Here is a 19,285-nt window from a genome sequence, read left to right as displayed (position 1 = left end):
CGTCGCCGGGGCTCGACCCCACATCCGATCCACGACGGCCCGAGACCATCGCCGTCGCCGCGATCGGCAGCGCGTTAACATCGGCACCTGTGACCACCCCCGTGCGCTTACTGATCTGCGACGACCATGCGGTCATCCGCGCCGGGCTCCATGCGCTGCTGTCGAGCGCGCCCGACATCGAGGTCATCGGGGAGGCCGCCGACGGCCCGACCGCGGTCACCCTCGCCGCGAGCCTGCACCCCGACGTCGTCCTGATGGACCTGCAACTCGGCGGCGACATGGACGGCATCGAAGCAACCCGCCGCATCACCGCCGAGAACCCGGCCCCGCACGTTCTGGTCCTCACCACCTACGACACCGACGCCGACATCACTCGCGCGATCGAGGCGGGCGCCACCGGCTACCTCCTCAAGGCCGAACGTCCAGAGGAACTCTTCGCCGCCATCCACGCCGCCGCGAGCGGGCAGACCGCCTTGTCCGCGCCGGTTGCCGCCAAGGTGATGGCCAAGATGCGCAACCCCGGCCCCACCCTCACCGCCCGCGAACGCGACATCCTCGGCCAGCTCGCGCACGGTCTCGGCAACCGGGAGATCGCCCGCGCCCTACATATCAGCGAGGCCACGGTGAAAACCCATCTGGGTCGCATCTACGACAAACTCGGCGTCGACACCCGCGCGGCGGCGGTCGCGGTCGCCACCGAGCGGCGCTTGCTCGCCTGAGGCGATTATGTGGGGTTCAAGGTCGCGGCGCCGAAGGAGACATGGAAGCGCTCGCACCAGATGCTGACCGACTTCACCGTCGACAGATCAGTCCCCGCGGGCAGCTCGTAGTTCTGGTTCCCCTCGTTGCCCTTGAGTGAGCCGAGGTCGATGTGGTGGCCGTCGTCGAAGTTGTGCCAGTCGTCGGCGATCACCGGCTGATCGGTGAGCCAGACGTGCAGCGCGGGCCCGTCGGAGGTGCTCAGGTCGAGGATTCGCAGCACGACAGTGCCCTCTGACGTGCGCTGGAGCTGCACGGATCCCGAGGTGTCGTGCTCGTGCGAGAGAAAAGTGCCCCCGGCGATCACCGGCGGTGGCGCACCGTCCACCGCGACGATCGGGGCTTCGTCGACGGTCACCGTGGTGAACAACCGCCACGGCTGGAACAGGTACAGCCCGACGGTCACCGCCGCGACCATGCCGATGGCGATGACGGTGAACAGGGTCCGGCGAGTGCTCATGTGCGCCTCCTTTCACCCATCATCCCCCGGCGCGGCAGGCAACGGGGTGCCCGAATTGTCGGGAGACGCTGTGACGGGGGTCTCTTAATGTTTATGAGCCCCGTCACATAAAGGCGCTTTAACGACAGTATTGTGATTACGGATTTATTACGGTCGACCTGCGATGAACACTGTTCCTTTGGACAATATCCGCTACAAACAGCTTCGTAATCGGTACGTGATCTCAGCGCACATTCCGGCTACATTCGATCACGGCTTGAACAACAACCGAGCCGAATCGAATCGAAGAACACCGGAAAGCCTGCTCCACGATTCGAGGATCCCCGACACGACTGAGGGGCAGGGACGCGGTAGTTTCCAACACCGCAGTCGGTGGGCGCAGACAGGAATGCTTATATGTCTTTCAATCGCAAGTTCACCACCCGTGCCCTTGGTATCGCCGCTGTTGCCGGCGCGATGATCGCCGTTCCGGCCGGTCTGACCACCGCTACCGCCTCGGCCAACAACTGGGACGCAGTGGCGCAGTGCGAGAGCACAGGCAACTGGAACATCAACACCGGTAACGGCTACTACGGCGGCCTGCAGTTCTCGCAGAGCACCTGGGAAGCCTACGGTGGCACCGGCACCGCCGACAACGCCAGCCGTGAAGAGCAGATCCGCGTGGCCGAGAACGTGCTGGCCTCGCAGGGTCCCGGCGCCTGGCCGACCTGCAGCGCCTACCTGTAAAGAGCGCGCTGCTGTAAGACTTTCCTTGTCGGGAAACGAATTACCCGCTATTCGATGCACACATCGAATAGCGGGTTTTTTCGTTGTCGAGTGAATCCAGTCGATAAACCGTGAGCGATGCGGCGAGCATGCGCGAATCCGTCGGATCGGCCGGGTCGAGGCCGGTGAGTTCGGCAATTCTGCGCAGTCGGTAGGTAAAGGTGTTCGGGTGCACGTGAATCAGTCGTGACGCCGTTTTACGGTCGGCGCCGTGTACGAGATGTGCCTCCAGTGCGTCGATCAGGTGCGGGCTGCTCAACAGCGGAATCACCCGCTGCGCCAGACGTTCTCGGGCCGGTCCGGGCCGGGTGAGCTGATATTCGAGCAGCAGATCGTCGAGGCGATAGCAGCCGCCGGGCTTGCCGCGCAGGCGCGCCAGTTCGGTCAGTTCGGTCGCGTCCTTGACCGCGGCCGGAATGTTCTCGCGGTCGACCCCGGAGAATTCGGCCAGATACACCGGTACGCCGAACTGGGCGCCGAGACGGTCGGCGAGTTCGTCGAACTTCGCCGGATCGAGGCAGTCGGTTTCGGAACTGTGACTCAACAATGCGATGCCGTAAGTGCCGTCGAAGGTGGCCGGGGTGGTCGTGCCGGTGAGTTCGTCCAGCGCCCGCTGCAACACCCGGATCCGACGCCTGGTCACCAGGTTGGCTGCGGTGCCGACGCGGGCGGGCTCGCTGAGGTGGACCGCGAGCACCGTGTACTGGTCGGCCAGGATCGTGTCGGCCCGCGCGGCGAGTTCCTCGGCGGGCAGCCCACGCACCAGAGCCGAACAGAGTTCGCGGCGCGCCTCGCGTTCGGCGTGATAGATCGACTGTTCGACTTCGGTGTAGACCGACACCACGGTCATGTTGATGTGGCGCAACAGGTCGAGCAGGCGGCTGAAGACCACCACGAACTCCGCCATTTCCTCCGGTTCCGTCACCGCGGCCGCCTCGGCGAGCACCGCCTGCGCCGAGCCGTGGATCGCGCTGATCAGCATCGGCAACGGCAGCCGGTCCTCGGCGTGCCGCTCGGCGACCGGGGCGACGAACGCCGCGACCTCGGCATAGGTGAACTCGCGGTCCGCCGCGATCGCCTCGAGCACGGCGCGCCCACACGCGTAGATGGTAGGCAGGACCTCCGCGGCGAAGTGCCCTTCCGGCAGCTCGGCGGGCGCGGTGGTGCCCAGGCCCGCGGCGAGCATGCGCTCGGCGATCTGCGGCCAGCGGGTCAGCAGGCGGGCGGTGAGCGCGGGCACTGTGGAAACGGGGTGTTCAGCGAGCATGACTCGATTGTGTCCGACAACAGGCCGGAGTAGTACCGTCCGATAGAAATCGACCAGACCTTGGCTCCTGCGACAATCTTGTCCAGACTTTCTCGTTTCCCGGTGCAGTGACAGCACTGTGGCCTGGGTCATAGATTCGCAGAGCGCGTCTGAGCTAGCTCGCTCGACGCGGATCTACGGAAGTGACTCCCTCATGAATGCAACGATGCATCCCCTTCGCCGTGCCCTGTTCGGTATCGGCGTCGCCGCGGTGCTGACCGCGGCCTCCGGCCCAGCCGGTGCGACTCCCACGCTGGAGCCGACGGTCGCCTCCATGGCTGAATACCTGAACGCGGGCACGGTGGCCGCCGCCGACGGCCGCACCCCCACGGCCATCGCCGACACCGGCAGCGCCTCGGGCAGCAGCTCGGGTTCGGCGGGCAGCCGCTCCTCCGACGCGATCGGGGAGGGCCCGGAGATGTCGTCCTACCTGGCCGCCTTCGCCTACGGCCTGGTCCACCCCGACGCGGCGCCGCCCGGCGCCAATCGCTGGGACTGCAAGCCGTCGCCGCAGCACCCACGCCCCGTGGTGCTGCTGCACGGCAGCTGGCTCAACGCCTACGACACCTTCTCCCACCTCTCGCCGCGCCTGGCCGAGGCCGGACACTGCGTGTTCACCCTGAACTTCGGCAAATCCGGGCTGCTGGAGGCCGGTGGACTCGGCGCCGTGCTGCCGGGTCGCTACGGGGTGGGCCCGATGGTCGAATCATCGCGCCAGGTCGCCGCCTTCATCGAGCGGGTGCGCGCCGCGACCGGTGCGGACCAGGTCGACATCGTCGGCCATTCCCAGGGCGGCACCATCGCCAACCACTATCTGAAGTTCGAGGGCGGCCAGGGCAAGGTCGGTAAACTGGTGACTTTCGGCGCCACCCACCACGGCACCTCGCTGCTCGGCCTCGCCACGCTCGGCCGCATGATCAACAACGCCGGCATCGACATCATGGGCTTCTACCGGCCGATCATCGGCGTGGCCAATGTCGAACAGGCCGTCGGCTCGTCGTTCTACACCACCCTCAACGCCGCCGGTGACACGGTGCCCGGCCTCGACTACACCGTGGTCGGTTCCCGCTACGACGAGGTGATGAATCCCCTCGACCTCGGGTTCCTGCGGGCCGGACCGGGCGCGACCGTCGACAACGTCACCCTGCAGAACGGCTGTGAGCAGGACATCTCCGATCACTTGACCATGATGTATTCGCCACGGGCGACCTCGATCGCGCTGCGTGCTCTGGATCCGGAAGGTAGTACCGCCTTGGCGTGCACATTCAACCCCTGGTTCTTCGGAGGCGGCGGCAGCCTATGACCGGCGACGCAGTGACCTGGCGCGACGCGCCTGAGCTCTCGCCCGACGACCCGTTCTGTGCCACCCCACCCGGCATCGACGCGCTCGCGCCGGGGACGGTGGTGCGGTCGCGGCCGGTGGACGTCGCGTTGTTCGGTGTGGTGCGGCAGCGGATCACGGCCTGGCAATTGCTCTATCGCACCTGTGATCTCGACGGTGCGCCGGAAGTGTCGGTGACGACGGTGCTGCTGCCGTGGGGTGCTCGCGGTCCCCGGCCGCTGGTGTCGTTCCAGTGCGCGATAGATGCTGTTGCGCCGCAGTGCTTTCCGTCCTACGCGCTGCGGCGTGGTGCGTCGACGATCGGTTCCATCGCGCCGCTCGAGTTGCCGATCATCGCGATGGCGTTGGAGCAGGGTTGGGCGGTGTCGGTACCCGATCACGAGGGGTTCGGCGGTCGGTTCGGGGCGGCGCGTGAGCCCGGATACCGTGCGCTGGACGGGATTCGGGCCGCGCTGAACTTCGCGCCGATGGCGTTGACATCGACAACACCTGTTGCCCTGTGGGGCTATTCCGGTGGCGGACTGGCGACCACGTGGGCGGCGGAACTGGCCGAGGAGTACGCGCCGGAGCTGAATATCGTCGGCGCGGCAGCGGGTTCGCCGGTGGGTGACCCGGCCGCCGCGTTCGTGCGCCTCAACGGTGGTTGGTTCGCCGGGTTCCCGGCCGCGTTCGTCGCCGGATTGCGGCAGGCCTATCCCGAACTCGGGCCGATGCTCAACGATCACCTCGACGAGCGGTATCGCGGTCTGCTCGGTGAAGCCGAGGAACGCAGCACCTTCGCGCTGCTGCTGCGGTTCGCCCGCCGCGACATCACACGTCACCTGCGCGGCGGGATGGGGGCGCTGCTCGCCGAACCCGTGCTGCGCCGCATCCTCGCCGACATCGAACCCGGCACTCGCGCGCCCGCCGCACCGCTGCTCATCGTCCAGGGCGTGTACGACGAGGTGATCGCCGTCGCCGATATCGACGCCCACGTGCGGCGCTATCAGCGGGCCGGGGCGACGGTGCGCTACCTGCGGGTACGCCGCGGCTCGCACCTGCCCCTCGAATTCCTCATCGTGCCCGCGATTCTCGACTGGCTCACCAACAGGTTCGCCGCTCTGCCCGCACCGACCGGGACCTGCACCGTCGACTCCGTCGCCCGTTCGCCGCGGGCCCTGCGCACGCACTTCGCGTTCGTGCGGCTGGTGGTGCGCATGCTCGCCGGTCTGCCGATCGGCGGGGGGTTACCGGAACGAACCAGCTTGTGTCACAGCGATACCGAACATGCGCACGTTGTCGATGATGCCTCGATCGCCGTCCGATGTTGAGGTCGTGCACCCGCGGAGGTGGGTGGTGGATCGTGGCTGGGCGATAGTTGTCTTCGGTCCGGTTCGGTCGGCGGCGTGGGTGTCGGTCGAGCTCACAGGTCCGCCACATACCGATCGTCTTCGGGATTCGCTTCGACCGCAGCGAGGTAGGCGTCGAGGCGACGCCGCAACTCGTGCACGGCCGACTCCTGTGCGGCCACCAACTCGTCGACCGTCACGCCACCGATGGAGTGCACGGTCGGCCGGTACGCACAGAGATCACCGCGGTCCGCCTCGATCAGCAATCGCTGCGCGGCATGCTCCTGCTTGTCGATCGCGGCGCCGCGTTGCCGGTTTCGGGTGTCCTCGTCGAGCCGATGCCGGGCCAGTGCGGCGATCAGCGAGTGCCGCCGCCGATCCGCCGCATCGATCTCATCGTCACACCGCCGCCGAGCCTCGACATCGTCGGCAGCCTCGGCCCGAGCGTTGGCAGCGGCCACACTCTCGCGATGCTTCGCCTCACCATCGGCGAGCAGCAGTCGCGCCTGCGCTTCGAAAGCCTCAGCCGTCGTGCGCAAACCGGCTCTCGCATGCGCACTCACCTGAAACACCATCGCCGCGGCGACAGCGAGCCTGCGCGCTGCGTCGTTCCTCGAAGGTGTCATTCCCGCGTTTCCTCACTACCGGCCCGATCCGGGGCCGTCGAGAACATAGATGCGCCACGGCCCGGCAACGGTTCGCCGCGAACCGATCCGCGCCCGCACGGCATCAGTGTCGGTGAGGGGTTTCACCGACGTCGGCGCCATCACCGCGCCGGCCTCGGTGAAGTACTACTGCCCCTGGGAGTGACGGCCGCGCCGACACTGGCCAGGTGGAGCCGCAGGGGGGTTCCACCAGGTCGGGCGCGCCCTCCCAGGGCTTTCCTGAACCCGATTGTCGGACAAGCGCTTTCGGCAATCGGGTTCCTCAGCTCAAACCGGCGACGATCGCGGCCCGCACCGGATCACCGGCGGGCAGGCCCTTGGCCACCCGGCGCCACGCGTTGCGCCCGGCCGTGAGCGAGCAGCGCACCGCGTCGGTGACCGCGGCCGTGTGCGTGGTGCCGAGCGAGGCACCCGGCAGCAGCGAGATCTCGAGATCCTCCGACATCGTGAGCGCCCTGGTAACGACCTGGCCGGTGAGCGTGCCGTCGTCGTCGGCATAGAGCACGACGAGTAATTCGGCGCGCTCGCCACCGACGCTCACCGCCACTCGCACGATGTCGCCCGCCGTGGCCCTGGCGCCGAAGGAGTGCACCGAGATTCGCGTTTGCTCCGCACCGGCAGGCGAGCGGGTGAACTCGATCCCCAATTCCCGGTCGAGCTGTTTCTGCACCGCGCGCGGCGCCGTCGTGTCCGCTTCCGACGAGGCCGCGAGTGGTTGCACGGTCCAGCCGGGCACCGCCATCACCGCCCGGCGCGCACCGAGCTCATCCGAGCCGGTGCCGCCGCGCAACAGCCGCTCGGCGATCCGCGCCCCGGCGGCCGCCGACTCCGCATCGACTTCGGGGCCGTCGGACTCGGCGAAAGCGATCAGCACATCGATATCGACCGGCAGACTCAGGCGGTCCGCCTCATGATCCGGCACCGTCACGACGTCTCCTCGTTGTCCAGGTCGCGGGCGTCGAGCTGTGCGCGCACGGCCGCACGCAGCAACTTCGCGCCCGCCGCGCGTAATCGCTTGACCTTCTCCTGGCTGAACCGCAGATCGCGCGCCACCTCACCGGTGGTCTGCACATCGGTATAGCTGCCGTCCGCGGCGATCACGAAGGTCGCGCGGAGCACCGCCGCGGTCTCCTCGTGGGTGATCGAGGCCAGCGCGTCGCGCAGGACGGCGCGGTCGGCGAGCCGGTTCTCGGTATCGCCGCACCGATGATCTTCCAGGACCAGCACGGCCGATTCGTAGTCGACCCGCTGGCCGGGGTGGCGCTTCTCGGCCGTGCGGCTGCGTCGATCCTGCAGCACCTGCCACTGAAGCTTCTTGAGCACCAGCGCTTTCCAGTGCCGGATCCGTTCGGGGGGCAGCGTCGCGGTGAGTTCGACCATCGTGTCCTGGGCGACGTCTTCGAAGTCGCTGCGCATGTCCGGGTCGATCCGTTCCACCACATACCGCGCCTTGGCCGCCGCGTAGCTCGACATGGTGATCAGATCGGCGCCGAAGATGTGTTCGACGACCGCGGGCCGCAGGTAGTCGGGGACCTCGCTCCACGCGGCGCCGAGCCAGCGATCCAAGGGATCGGAACTCACCTGACACCCCCACTCGACCGCCGACGGGCACCGCATGGCTCGCACTATTGACGCCGTCGATCGTACCCGCGCCGCAGGCCGGGGCCGTGCCAGACCATGTTGCATCGCGGACCCCTCCTCCTCTGCGCCGATGGGCTCCTACACAGATGCGGTTCTCGGCCCGACCGGTTCGTGGGAGTACTACGTGGGGCAGGCGGGGGAGGCGACCATGAACGAGAAGGCGATCTGGCAATACCAGGCCTTCTCGACCTTCCATTTCCCGCCCTCGTCGACGAAGTTCACGATGAGCGGATGCGGCGGACCGTTGTTGATCGAGGCGGTGCCGTCGGCGAGCATGCCGGGCGGTGCGGTCCGGGTTCCCGTGATGGTGATCGCGACGGTGGCGCCGCCCTGGCGGGGTGCGTCGGCGACCCGGTTCGGCAGTTCGGGATCGCTCTCGATGCCCTGGACGAGCTCGAGCTTGTCCGCGTTCGAGACGGACGTGTCGAGCAGGCGCTGCATCAGCAGCCCGACCTCCTCGGCGCTCGGCAGCGGCGGCGGCGCGGAAATCGTTTGCGCTGGCACTGTTGTGGGTGCGGCGGTGGTTTCCCCGCCGGACGAACAACTCGCCGTGATCGGGATCGCGACGAGCAGTGCCGTCGCGATCGAGCTGCGTCGGATGATGTGTCGTCTCGACAACGTGGTCCCCTGGGTAGAACGGTGGGTGCTGAGATGCCATCGTATCGGGGCATGTTCGCGAAGGGTCGGGTGATATCCGGCGGGAGACGGGGGAACGATGACGGTCGAAACGACCGCCCAGCCGGATGACGCGCAGTCCAGCGACGACGCGGTACTGATCGAGCTCACCGGTGCGCCGCAACGGTGGCTCGCCCTGTGCCGCGATGCCGTGGCTGCCGGACCGGAGGCCACGGGCCGGCTGCTCGAACACCGGCGGGAGACGGGTGTGCTGGCCCGGCAGTCCCTCGCCCGGTGGAAAGACCTCGCCGCCGACGACGATCTGCTCGAGGAAGAAGCCGAGGATCCCGACGCGCAGGGCCGCCGGATCACCGCGGATCTGTCCGCCGCACGGGCGATGGCGGTGCTGGCGCAGGCACTGACCGGTTCGATCGACATCGACGATGCGTGCGAGGTCTTCCTCGATCACGCCGAACGCGCCGGTCTGACCTCGGTCGGCACCCAGCTGCTGCCCGCGGGCATTCCGATCACCAGCGACAACGCCCCGCTCGGCGACATCGTGCGCCACCTGCTCGGCCAGGGCGGTCGGCCCGCGCGCGGCTACGCCATCATGGCCGCGCTGGAGCTGGCCGGGCATCGGCTGCCCGTGGTGCGCAGTAGCCGGATCAGCGTGCTGTTCCTGAACTTCGGCGGCGGCGGCGAGGTGGGTGTGCTGCGCCTGGACCAGGTTCGCGGCGGGCCGAGCGGCCTGCATCCCGACCCGGCCAGGACGGGGTTCCTGCAGGCCGATCGCGAATTCACCGACAGCCTCGAAAATGCCTGGCGGATCAGTAGTTTGGCGGCCACCGACGCCTGTGTGCTCTGGTCGGTGTCGACGCACGGCAGCACACCGGCCAACGACATCAACGGTGCGTCGATGGGCGCGGCGATCGCGGTCGCCCTCGACGACCTCGCCCCACGCCACGCGGTGCTGCGCACGCTGCGCCCACGGCGACTCGACCCCGAATGCGCGGTGACCGCCGGACTTTCGGGTGCGAACCTGACCGCGGTCGGTGGCTACGCGGGCAAACTGTCTGCGGCGCAACGCTCATCGCTGCGAGTGGTGGTGGCGTCGGCGGCATATCGCGAAGCCGCCGAGGAAGCACCGCAGAACTACGCCGACCGGATCTCGGCCGCCCGCACGGTCACCGAGGCGATCGCGCGAACCCGCACGCGGGTGAACCTCGCGCTGTGGCTGGTGTCCGGTGCGGCCGTGCTTGCCGTGTTGCTCGCGGTGGTGTCGGTGACCAACCTCGTCCAGCTGCGGATCGAGAACGCCGCCGCGCGGGCGGAATCGAATTCGCGCCTGTTCGCCGGGGTAGCGCGCGGCGGTGGCAACCTCAATCCCGCTCTGTCGCAACAGATCGCACTCGCCGCCTATCGAACCGCCCCGACCGAGGAAGCGCGCTCGGCGCTGTTGGAGAACACCGCGACGAACGCGCCGATCCGGATCAGCCCCGGCGTGGTTCTGGGTCGCGGGGTGATCTTCGACCCCGACGCACCGCGCATCGCGACGACCGCGCGGGGCGATGTGATCGCGATCGGCGAAGGCGACGGCACCGTGGAATTGGTTCGGGTGACCGAGGCGGGCATCGACCGGTGGCCGCGGTTCGACACCGGGAGCGGACACATCCGCGGGATCGCGATGAGCGCTGATCACGAATTATTGGTCGTCGCAGGCGATCTGGGCTCGACACTGTGGAACATTGCCGACCGGGGCGCGCCGCGGCAGATGGCCCAGCTTCCGCTCGCAGGCCGGTTGCCCGCCTCGGTCGCGGTGAGCTCCGACCTCGTCGCCATCGGTACCCACAGTGCGACCGTGTCGGTCTGGCGCCTCGGCGACGATCCCGCGCACCCGGTCGCGTTGCCGACGCTCACGGTCTCGGGACAGCGCGCGGAGGTCGCGCTCAGCGACCGCACCCTGGCCGTGGCGGCGCCCTCGCTGTTCGGCGGGATCTGGACAACCACGGTGCGCGGCTGGAACGTCGACACCCTCGACCGCGATCAGACGCCGGTGTTCGACCGTCGCGTCGAACGACCCGGCGGTGCGGAGGCGCGATCGGTCGAATTCGACGGCGACGGCACCGTGCTGGCCGTCGGCCTCAATCCCGGCGAGGTCGCCCGCTGGAAAGTCGGCGCGGCCACCTTCGAACCGATGCCCGCCGTGACCAGGGGCGCCAACGAATACATCGACGTGTCACTGACCGAGGACGGCCGATCCGCGGTGATCGTCGGCGGCGATACCCGGGCCCGCATCCGCGACCTGGACAGCGGCGAGGAGGTGGTCACGCTGCCGATCGACATGGTCGCCCGTGCGCGCTTCCTACGCGGTGGAAGATCGCTGGTGACAACGAGTTTCGACCACGCGGTGCACGTCTTCGAACTCCCGGGTCCGGTTGTGCCGACCAGCCCGCTGACGCTGTTCCGGTTTCCGCTCGACCAGCCCGTCCTCCCACAGGAGCTGTTCCCACACCTGCGAATGCTGGCCAGAACGCCGTTCGCCACCGACCGGGCGCTGCTCGACGGCGACCCCGCCGGCCTGGTCGATGTCGTCGCGATCGCTCCGGACGCGACCAGAGCGGTGACCAGAACCGAATCCGACATCCAGGTGTGGGACATCGCCGACCCAGCGGCTCCGCGTCGCATCGGCGCCCCGCTCAGCGCGGCCGGTGTCGACACTCGCGCCGTCGTATTCAGCCCCGACGGCAGCCTGGCCATCGGCCACAGCTTGACCCAGAACGTCGACATCTACGACGTCACCGGTGAGCCCAGATTGCGTTCGAGTATCCGGTTCGGTCGTGGCTACCCGACCTCGCTCGCCTTCAGCCCGGACGGCCGCCTGCTCGCCGTCGGCAGCCATCGCACCGGCAATGTCAGCGTCTTCCCGGCCACGCCCGGCGCGGCGGCGATTGCCGAGCTGTCCGATCTGCAGACCCCGGGACAGACGATCTCGCTGGCCCTGAGTTCGCGCGGCATCCTCGCGGTCGGCACCCTCACCGGCGCCTTCGTCTATGAGCTCGGCGCGCCGGGCACTGCGCCGCGCGCCCTGCGGGCCCCCGCGGGCGCCAACGGTTCCGCCGGATCCGTGGCCTTCGACCCCGGCGGAACCCGGCTCGCGATCGACGACATCGTCAGCGGCACCATCCTGCTCTGGGACTACACCGACCCCGTGCATCCCACTGCCTACGCCGCCATCGCCCGAGGCCAGCGCCACCGGCAACCCACGATGCTGGCCTTCGCCGCGGACGGCGCCGTCCTCACCGAGTCCGCGGTCGACGGCACCCTGCGTCAATGGCGCACCGATGCCGCCGTCGAGGCCGACCGTATCTGTGCCAGCGGCACCACCCCGATCACCCGCGAGGAGTGGGCCGTCGCGCTGCCCGGGCACGCCTATGTGAACCCGTGCCCGACTGATTGATTCCTCCGCGACCGACGAGAAGGCCCCACACCCGATGGGTGTGGGGCCTTCTCTCGTCAGTGAGTGTGGGGTGTCCGGGCGGAGGTGTGCTTCGGGCCGCGGGCGTCGCCGCACGGGTGGGAGTCGCGGTTGCCGATGTCGAGGACCTCCGGGCTCGCGTGATCGACCTGCAGGGTGACGTGCTCGATGTGATGGTCGTGGTCGAGCATGTGGGCGATGTCCTCGCGGACCGCGTGGCAGTCGTGGCCGGGCTCGACCAGGACGTGGGCCGACAGCGCGGGGGAACCGGACGTGATCTCCCAGACGTGCAGGTCGTGGATTCGGACCACGCCGTCACGTGCGCGGATGTCGGCGTCGATCTGGGTCGGATCGAGGTAGTCGGGTGCGGCCTCCAGGAAGATTCGGCTCGACGCCTTGATCAGCCCGATCCCGGCCTTGATCATCAGCGCGACCACGATCAGCGTGGCGACCACATCCGCCTGGACCCAGCCGGTGAGGATGATGACCAGACCCGCGACGGCGGTGGCGATGAACGCGAACAGGTCGTTGAGGATGTGCTGGTAGGCGCCCTCGACATTGAGACTGGTGCGATCGGCACGGCTGATCATCCAGGTGGCCAGCACGTTCACGGCGACGCCGACCAGTGCGGTGATCAGCACCAGCCAGCCGTGCACCTCCGGCGGCTCGAACAGCCTGCGGATCGCCTCGTAGCCGAGCCAGAGTGCCAGCAGGAGCAGCGTCAGCCCGTTGGCCTGGGCCGACAGGATCTCGGCTCGCTTCCAGCCGAACGTCATCCGCCCGGTCGCCGGTCGCGCCGCGAGCCGGATCGCCCACAGCGCCAGTGCGATCGAGGCCGCGTCGGTGGTCATGTGCGCGGCATCGGAGAGCAGTGCGAGCGAATCGGCGATGATGCCGACGACTACCTCGCCGATCAGGAAGGTGACGATCACCGCCAGCGCTCCAGCCAGCCAGCGTCGATCGCTGTCGGCCGAAACCTTGTGGTCGTGCCCGTGCCCTGCGCCCATCGCGTTCCCCTCTTCTGCGGTCCGATCGCTCGCAATCATATGCACACATCGCTATGTATGCAATTTGTTCTTGATCGATCATGATCGTCGCTGGTCACCGGTTTGTGGCTTGGTCTGATCCAAGCCTAGGCGCGGGGGCGACGCGGTGGTGCGGCGCGGGTCAGGGGCGCCAGCCGGAGGCGGCCAGCCAGGTCGGCAGATCCTGCAGACCGGGGTGCTCCGCGCGCAGGGCGGCGATGTCGAGTGCCTCGTCGGGGCGCTCGTTGAAGAAGGCGAACATCTTGGCGACCTGCTCATCGAAGGCGCGGACCGCCTCGATCGGCACCTGGAAACTGCGCGCGGGCAGGCTTGCGGCAGCACCGAGCGCCTCGGCGATCTGCGGCGGAGTGAGGCGGTCGCCGGCCAAAGAAACGGTGCGACCCAGGTATTCGGCGGGGCGGCTGAGGGCCAGTGCGGCGAACGCGCCGATATCGCGGACCGAGATCAGCGACATCGGAATATCGGCGCGCACAGCCAGATTCAGGACCAACGTGCCCGAATCGTGAAGCACCGGGCGGTTGAACGAACCGAAGTTGTCCATGAAGAACACCGGCCGCAGGATCGTCGAGGGGAGCTCCTGTGCGGTGAGGTAGGCCTCGAGGTGCTCCTTGGCCGCGTAGTACTCCACGCCCGAGTTCTGGCCCGCCCCACGCAGAGAGCTGTAAACCAGGTGCTCGATACCGCTGTCGCGGGCCAGGTCGATCACCGTTTCGCCGCGCCGCTGTTCGGCGGCGATGCCGGCTTCGGTGATATTGACGCCCTCCATCATGGTCAACATCAGAAACGCGCTCCGGCTGCCGTCGAGGGCAGCCTTGACGCTGACCTCGTCGTCGAGGTCGCCCACCACCAGCTCGGCGCCCTCGGCCTGCAATGCCTTCGCAGCCGCCGACTCGGGGTCTCGTACGAAAGCCCTGACCTGCCTGCCCTTTTCGAGCAGCGCCCGCGTCGTCGCCCGCCCCTGCTGACCTGTCGCACCGATGACCAGAACGGGTCCGTTGTTGGTACTCATCGTCGTACTCCCTTGTCGTGGATGACCTTTCGTAATCACCTCGTGAATACGACGGTAAAGCGGTGCGCTCCGCTGGTCCTGGCACCGATACTGCTACCCAGAACATCACTGTTCGTAGAGACGAACGGAGCGTCATGAGCGAGAATCGCCGCGCGGAACTGGCCGCCTTCCTGCGCGCCCACCGCGCCAGGCTGCATCCCGCCGACGTCGGCCTGCCCGGCGACCTCGAACCCGGCCGCCGCCGCACCCCCGGCCTGCGCCGCGAAGAGGTGGCCGAGCTGGCCGGAGTGAGTCTGACCTGGTACACCTGGCTCGAACAAGGGCGCCGGATCAGCACGAGTTCGCAGGTGATCGATGCTCTCGCACGGGCTTTGCGGCTCGACGAACCGCAGCACCGGCACCTGCGTCGGCTCGCCGACCTCGCCGAACCGAAACTCGCGGCCACGCCGGCGTGCGGCACCGACCGGTTACAGCGGCTGGTCGACGCACTGTTGCCGTGCCCGGCGGTGATCCACGACGCACGGTGGGACTTCGTCGTCTGGAATCGTGCCTTCACACTGGTCAGAACCGACCCGGAGCTGTTGGCGCCCGGGCAGCGAAACCTGTTGTGGTGGATGCTGACCGACCCGGCCAACCGGTCGGCGATGCGCAATTGGGAACGCGCCGCACGCGCGATCCTCAGTCAACTCCGCGGCGTCGTCGGCTCGCGGCCGGACGACGCCCGCCTGGCCGGTTTGGTCGCCGCGCTCACCGTTCACAGCGCCGAGTTCCGCACCTGGTGGGCAGACTACGAGGTCACCGAATTCCGGCCGACCACACTGGGTCTCACGCATCCGACGGTAGGCGAGCTCGACTTGGAGCTGTTCCAGCTGCGCCTGGTCGAGGACCCCGACTTGGTGCTGGTGGTGCAGCGTCCCGCCACCGACGACGACCTGCGCCGGGTGTGCGAACTTCTCGATCAGTCCTGATCAGGGCATCTATTGTGGTAGTGGAATTCAGCATGGTGCCGAGCGTAGGTCGCGGGGCCGCCCAATGAATCACTCTCGAGAGTGAGGTGCGATGGGCTGTTCATCGGACACACTGTGACGTCGTGGGACTACCTCGGAAACACCCGCCACCACTGGACGTAGTGATCGCCGCTGCCGTGACGGCCGCGACCGTCGTGCCCGCGCTCGTCGTCGAGGCACCGTGGTGGGTTGTCGTGTTGTCGGTCCTCGCGTCGGCGCCGGTGCTGTGGCGACGGGTGGCTCCGGTGGGTGTGCTGTGCGTGGTCGGGCCGGCGATCACGGTGCTCGGCTGCGTGCACGCGTTGCCAGTGCTGCCGTTCGGGACGGTTGTCTGCGTGTACACGATCGCGGCCTACTGCTCGGCGCGGCAGCGGCGGATGACCTTCGCGCTGGTCGCGGTGGGGATTCTGGTGTCGCTGTTGGTGCCACGAGAGACCGCCGACTCCTACGCCTACGCCGCGATGTCGTTCATGACGGCGTGGGCACTGGGGTCGGGAGTCCGCGCGAAGCAGGCCCAGATCGACGCACTCGCCGAGCGGACCCAACGCCTCGACGACGAACGCGACGCCGCCGTGGTCCGCGAGCGGCTACGGATCGCCCGGGATATGCACGACGGGCTCGCGCACACGGTCGGTGCGATGATCGTGCGTGCCGAGACCGGTCCGCTGCTCGATCGGGCGGATGCCGACGCGGCTTTCGCGGCGATCGCCGACGGTGGACGTGATGCGCTGCGGGAGCTGCGCCACAGTATCGGTGCGCTCCGCGAGGACGATCCGCCGCATCAGCCAGGGGTGGCCGCCATCGCCGACCTCGTCGCGCTCGCCGAACACGGTGGCCTGGCCGCGCAGTTCACCGAACACGGAGCGCGCGTGCCGATTTCACCCCAAGCCGATGCGGCGGCGTACCGGATCGTGCAGGAGGCGCTGACCAATTCGGGCAAGCATGCGAAGGCGACACGGGTCGATGTGGCGCTGAGCTGGTCAGCGGGTCGGCTCGGTGTTCGCATCGCCGATGACGGCACCCCGGTGGAAGGCGATCGGGTGGGCGACCCCGAAGCGACGGGCTTCGGTTTGGTCGGAATGCGGGAACGGGTACACGCGTGCGGCGGCGTGCTACGGGTGGGGCCGACGCGTTCGGGCTTCGTGGTTTCGGCCGATCTGCCGCTGGCGCAGGGGAGTTGACGATGCGCGTGCTCGTCGTCGACGATCAGGAACTGTTTCGCACCGGGTTTCGGCTCATCCTGGAGTCAGAAGCCGACATCGAGGTGGTGGGGGAGGCGTGCGACGGCGTGGAAGCGGTGACCGCGGCCCGGCGGCTCACCCCCGATGTGGTGGTGATGGACGTGCGGATGCCGCGACTGGACGGCGTCGGCGCCACTGCGCGGATCTGCGCGGAGACCGCGGCAAAAGTACTGGTACTCACCATGTTCGACATCGACGAATACGTCTATGCCGCTTTGCGGGCAGGTGCGAGCGGGTTCCTGCTCAAGGACGCGCGCCGGGCTGAATTGATCAGCGGTGTAAGGGTTGTCGCCGCCGGCGACGCGCTGTTGGCACCCTCGGTGACGCGGCGGCTGATCGCCGAGGTCACCGCCCGGGCGCGCCCACATCCGCAAGCATCCGCGCAGCTGGCCATGTTGACCCCACGCGAACGCGACATCTTGCGAGAACTGGCCGCGGGCCGTTCGAACACCGAACTCGCGTCCCGCCTGGTTGTCACCGAACACACGGTGAAAACCCATGTCAGTTCCGTTCTTTCGAAGCTGGGCCTGCGTGATCGGGCCCAGGCAGTGGTATTCGCCTACGAATCCGGGATAGTGGCCCGAGGGGACAACCAACTGCCGGGCGGCGCGGGGTGATCTCACTCGCGTGAGGGAGACGAGTCCGCTCTTGCGGGCGATGCGCGAGAACCCCCTCCGCCGTGACGATTATCGGGTGACTTCTACTGAAAAGACTGTGCGCAAGGGGTTCTCCGAGCGAGTCGGTCGGCGAGCAACCGGACGGCTGACAGCAGTGTGGTTGGCCGCCACCGTGAGTTCGGCGATGCTGTGGAGTATCGGCACCGGCTTGCATCCGATTCCCGGCATCGCCCTGCTCGCACCACTCCCGGTTCTGTGGCTGGCCCCACGCCACCCGGCTTCGGCGGTATTCGCGGCGGCGGCGCTGTCCTGGCTCGGCGGCAACGTCGGATACTGGTCCTACCTCACCAAGACTTTGGAACAACCGGCGGTGACGGCCGTCGCCCTGCTGGTCGGCAGCGCACTCACGTTCGGGGCTTGCGTGTCGCTCTTCCGGAAACTGTTGATCAGGGACAGGTTCGGGTGGGCAGCGCTCGCCCTACCCGCCGCGTGGACAGCCGCGGAATTCCTGTTCGGACTGGTCGGCGGGATCGGCGCGTGGTGGAGTATCGGATACTCACAGGCCGGGGTGGAGCCGATCATGCGCATCGCTTCGGTGACCGGGGTATGGGGCATCAGTTTTCTCGTGCTGGGGGTGCCCGCCGCAGTGGCCGTAGTGATCGCGCACCGCCCGCGCGCATCGGATAGATCCTGGTCATCGAGGTCGGCGGTGGCGGGCATGGCGGCCCTCGTGCTGATCGCCACGATCGGGGCGGGCCAGTGGTGCTCCGCCGCGGCGAGCGACGGTCCGGTGGCGCGGGTCGGACTGGTCGCGCTCGCACAGCCGCCGATGTATGTCCCCATCGCGTCGCCCGACGGTGCGCGCATGGTCGCCGACGCGATCACCGCCATCAACCAGCTCGCAGATCAAGGCGCGCAAGTCATCGTGTTCTCGGAGAAGGCCTGGCATGCGCGCCGATCCGAACTCTTCCTGTTACGCGACCCGCTCACCGCCGTCGCCCTGCGCCGCGGCGTCCACGTGGTCATAGGCCTGGAACTCGAGCAACCCGATGGCACGGTCAACGCCGCCATCGCCTATCCGGGCGAAACCATCTATGCCAAGCGGTATCTCGTCCCCGGACTCGAATCCGGATTACTACGCGGCTCGGCCGCCGTCCAGATCACCGGCCGCTCCTGGGCACTCGCGATCTGCGCCGACCTCGACCGACCGGCTCTGGTCCGACAGAACCGCACCGACGGCGCGACGCTACTTCTGGCTCCCGCACTGGATTTCAGCGTCGACCACTGGTTACACAGTCGAATGGCGGCAGTACGGGCCGCTGAATCGGGCATCGCTATCGCCCGCCCCGCCCAACTCGGCGAATTGACCGCCATCGACGCCCGGGGCACCGTTCGAGCGTCGGTCCGCACCGACATCACCGAAACCCACACGGCACTGGCCGACATCGGCACCGCTGACGGCCACACGCCCTACGCCCGCTGGGGCGACTGGTTCGGCGCACTGTCTATCGCACTGACCGCGGCCTGCGGACTCGCCACGCTGCGTCGTCCAACCGATTCACCGAGGAGACCTCGTGAATTACTCGATCACTCCTGATCAGGCCAGTCATCGGCAACGACCAACTGGTCCGCGGCCAGGACCAGCGCGTAATGCACGGCGATCACGCCGGGCGGATAGGTCGGCCAGAACGATACGGCCCCGGTCGCCTTGTCGATGACGTACACCGAGCCGCCGATCGGGATCGGCCGATCCGGTGGCGCGTGCAACGGCTGCACCGCGAAGACGGTGAAACCATCGGCGAATTCGATGATCTGCCGGTCGTGCCCCGGCTGATCGGCCGGAAGATGTTCGGCCGCCACTCGCGTGGCCTCGGCCCGGTCGACCGGCGTCTGCGCGTCGGTCGGATATGCATGGATGTCCACGTTGTTCGCTCCTCGCGGCGATTCTCGTCGCCCTGGGTGCGATGGTGCCGGGTTTTGCCGGAAAATGGGCGGCCCCGGAAAAGGAA

17 protein-coding genes and 1 pseudogene are annotated in these 19,285 nt (G+C 68.1%); 9 read left to right on the top strand and 9 right to left on the bottom strand.

Annotated features, from left to right (window positions below; translation table 11 throughout):
* Positions 1-89 precede the first annotated feature (89 nt).
* Positions 90-719: a response regulator gene (locus ACFW6D_RS04815; protein WP_379324800.1), complete on the top strand. Its 630-nt coding sequence runs from the start codon at positions 90-92 to the stop codon at positions 717-719.
* Positions 720-724: 5 nt separating this feature from the next.
* Here ACFW6D_RS04815 and ACFW6D_RS04810 read toward each other — a convergent pair whose 3' ends face one another.
* A complete protein-coding gene (locus ACFW6D_RS04810; protein WP_379324797.1) occupies positions 725-1,219 on the bottom strand; it encodes a DM13 domain-containing protein in 495 nt (164 codons plus the stop codon).
* Between the two features lie 396 nt (positions 1,220-1,615).
* On the opposite strand from ACFW6D_RS04810, the pseudogene ACFW6D_RS04805 reads away from it, so the two are divergent.
* Positions 1,616-1,942 (top strand): annotated as a pseudogene (locus tag ACFW6D_RS04805) (transglycosylase family protein); the annotation flags it as partial.
* A gap of 43 nt (positions 1,943-1,985) precedes the next feature.
* Here ACFW6D_RS04805 and ACFW6D_RS04800 read toward each other — a convergent pair.
* Entirely contained in the window at positions 1,986-3,251 is a 1,266-nt protein-coding gene (locus ACFW6D_RS04800) for a PucR family transcriptional regulator (RefSeq protein ID WP_379324795.1), read from the bottom strand.
* 193 nt (positions 3,252-3,444) lie between these two features.
* Between ACFW6D_RS04800 and ACFW6D_RS04795 the strand changes: the two genes are divergently transcribed.
* Positions 3,445-4,593 (top strand): esterase/lipase family protein, encoded by a 1,149-nt coding sequence (locus ACFW6D_RS04795; RefSeq protein WP_379324793.1) that lies wholly within the window; start codon positions 3,445-3,447, stop codon positions 4,591-4,593.
* A complete protein-coding gene (locus ACFW6D_RS04790; RefSeq protein ID WP_379324791.1) occupies positions 4,590-5,942 on the top strand; it encodes a lipase family protein in 1,353 nt (450 codons plus the stop codon). Before ACFW6D_RS04795 ends, ACFW6D_RS04790 begins: the two co-directional genes overlap by 4 nt.
* Before the next feature lie 92 nt (positions 5,943-6,034).
* Here ACFW6D_RS04790 and ACFW6D_RS04785 read toward each other — a convergent pair whose 3' ends face one another.
* From ACFW6D_RS04785 to ACFW6D_RS04770, 4 genes are all read right to left on the bottom strand, one after another.
* The gene (locus tag ACFW6D_RS04785; RefSeq protein ID WP_379324789.1) at positions 6,035-6,586 is read right to left on the bottom strand and encodes a hypothetical protein; all 552 of its coding nucleotides are present in this window, start codon (positions 6,584-6,586) and stop codon (positions 6,035-6,037) included.
* 301 nt (positions 6,587-6,887) lie between these two features.
* Positions 6,888-7,553, bottom strand: coding sequence for a hypothetical protein (locus tag ACFW6D_RS04780; protein ID WP_379324787.1), 666 nt, complete (start codon positions 7,551-7,553; stop codon positions 6,888-6,890).
* Positions 7,550-8,206, bottom strand: coding sequence for a hypothetical protein (locus ACFW6D_RS04775; protein ID WP_379324785.1), 657 nt, complete (start codon positions 8,204-8,206; stop codon positions 7,550-7,552). The genes ACFW6D_RS04780 and ACFW6D_RS04775 overlap by 4 nt, the downstream gene beginning before the upstream one ends.
* A 180-nt stretch (positions 8,207-8,386) precedes the next feature.
* Positions 8,387-8,884, bottom strand: coding sequence for a hypothetical protein (locus ACFW6D_RS04770; RefSeq protein WP_379324783.1), 498 nt, complete (start codon positions 8,882-8,884; stop codon positions 8,387-8,389).
* A gap of 97 nt (positions 8,885-8,981) precedes the next feature.
* On the opposite strand from ACFW6D_RS04770, the gene ACFW6D_RS04765 reads away from it, so the two are divergent.
* Entirely contained in the window at positions 8,982-12,338 is a 3,357-nt protein-coding gene (locus ACFW6D_RS04765; RefSeq protein WP_379324781.1) for a WD40 repeat domain-containing protein, read from the top strand.
* A gap of 56 nt (positions 12,339-12,394) precedes the next feature.
* On the opposite strand, the gene ACFW6D_RS04760 is transcribed toward ACFW6D_RS04765, so the two are convergent.
* Positions 12,395-13,363: a cation diffusion facilitator family transporter gene (locus tag ACFW6D_RS04760; RefSeq protein WP_379324779.1), complete on the bottom strand. Its 969-nt coding sequence runs from the start codon at positions 13,361-13,363 to the stop codon at positions 12,395-12,397.
* Between the two features lie 160 nt (positions 13,364-13,523).
* Positions 13,524-14,411, bottom strand: a complete 888-nt coding sequence (locus ACFW6D_RS04755; protein ID WP_379324777.1) for an NmrA/HSCARG family protein — start codon at positions 14,409-14,411, stop codon at positions 13,524-13,526.
* 134 nt (positions 14,412-14,545) lie between these two features.
* Between ACFW6D_RS04755 and ACFW6D_RS04750 the strand changes: the two genes are divergently transcribed.
* The 4 genes from ACFW6D_RS04750 (at position 14,546) to ACFW6D_RS04735 (ending at position 18,873) form a co-directional block, all read left to right on the top strand.
* Positions 14,546-15,379 (top strand): helix-turn-helix transcriptional regulator, encoded by an 834-nt coding sequence (locus tag ACFW6D_RS04750; protein WP_379324775.1) that lies wholly within the window; start codon positions 14,546-14,548, stop codon positions 15,377-15,379.
* A gap of 122 nt (positions 15,380-15,501) precedes the next feature.
* Positions 15,502-16,599: a sensor histidine kinase gene (locus ACFW6D_RS04745; RefSeq protein WP_379324773.1), complete on the top strand. Its 1,098-nt coding sequence runs from the start codon at positions 15,502-15,504 to the stop codon at positions 16,597-16,599.
* Positions 16,596-17,276: a response regulator gene (locus tag ACFW6D_RS04740; protein ID WP_379324771.1), complete on the top strand. Its 681-nt coding sequence runs from the start codon at positions 16,596-16,598 to the stop codon at positions 17,274-17,276. Before ACFW6D_RS04745 ends, ACFW6D_RS04740 begins: the two co-directional genes overlap by 4 nt.
* 76 nt (positions 17,277-17,352) lie before the next feature.
* Positions 17,353-18,873 (top strand): nitrilase-related carbon-nitrogen hydrolase, encoded by a 1,521-nt coding sequence (locus ACFW6D_RS04735; protein WP_379324769.1) that lies wholly within the window; start codon positions 17,353-17,355, stop codon positions 18,871-18,873.
* Here the strand turns inward: ACFW6D_RS04735 and ACFW6D_RS04730 are convergent.
* A complete protein-coding gene (locus tag ACFW6D_RS04730) occupies positions 18,864-19,199 on the bottom strand; it encodes a hypothetical protein (RefSeq protein WP_379324767.1) in 336 nt (111 codons plus the stop codon). The genes ACFW6D_RS04735 and ACFW6D_RS04730 overlap by 10 nt on opposite strands.
* Between the last annotated feature and the right edge of the window lie 86 nt (positions 19,200-19,285).

Source organism: Nocardia sp. NPDC058705, from assembly GCF_042749305.1.
GTDB lineage: Bacteria > Actinomycetota > Actinomycetes > Mycobacteriales > Mycobacteriaceae > Nocardia.
This window is presented reverse-complemented; position numbering and strand designations above follow the sequence as displayed.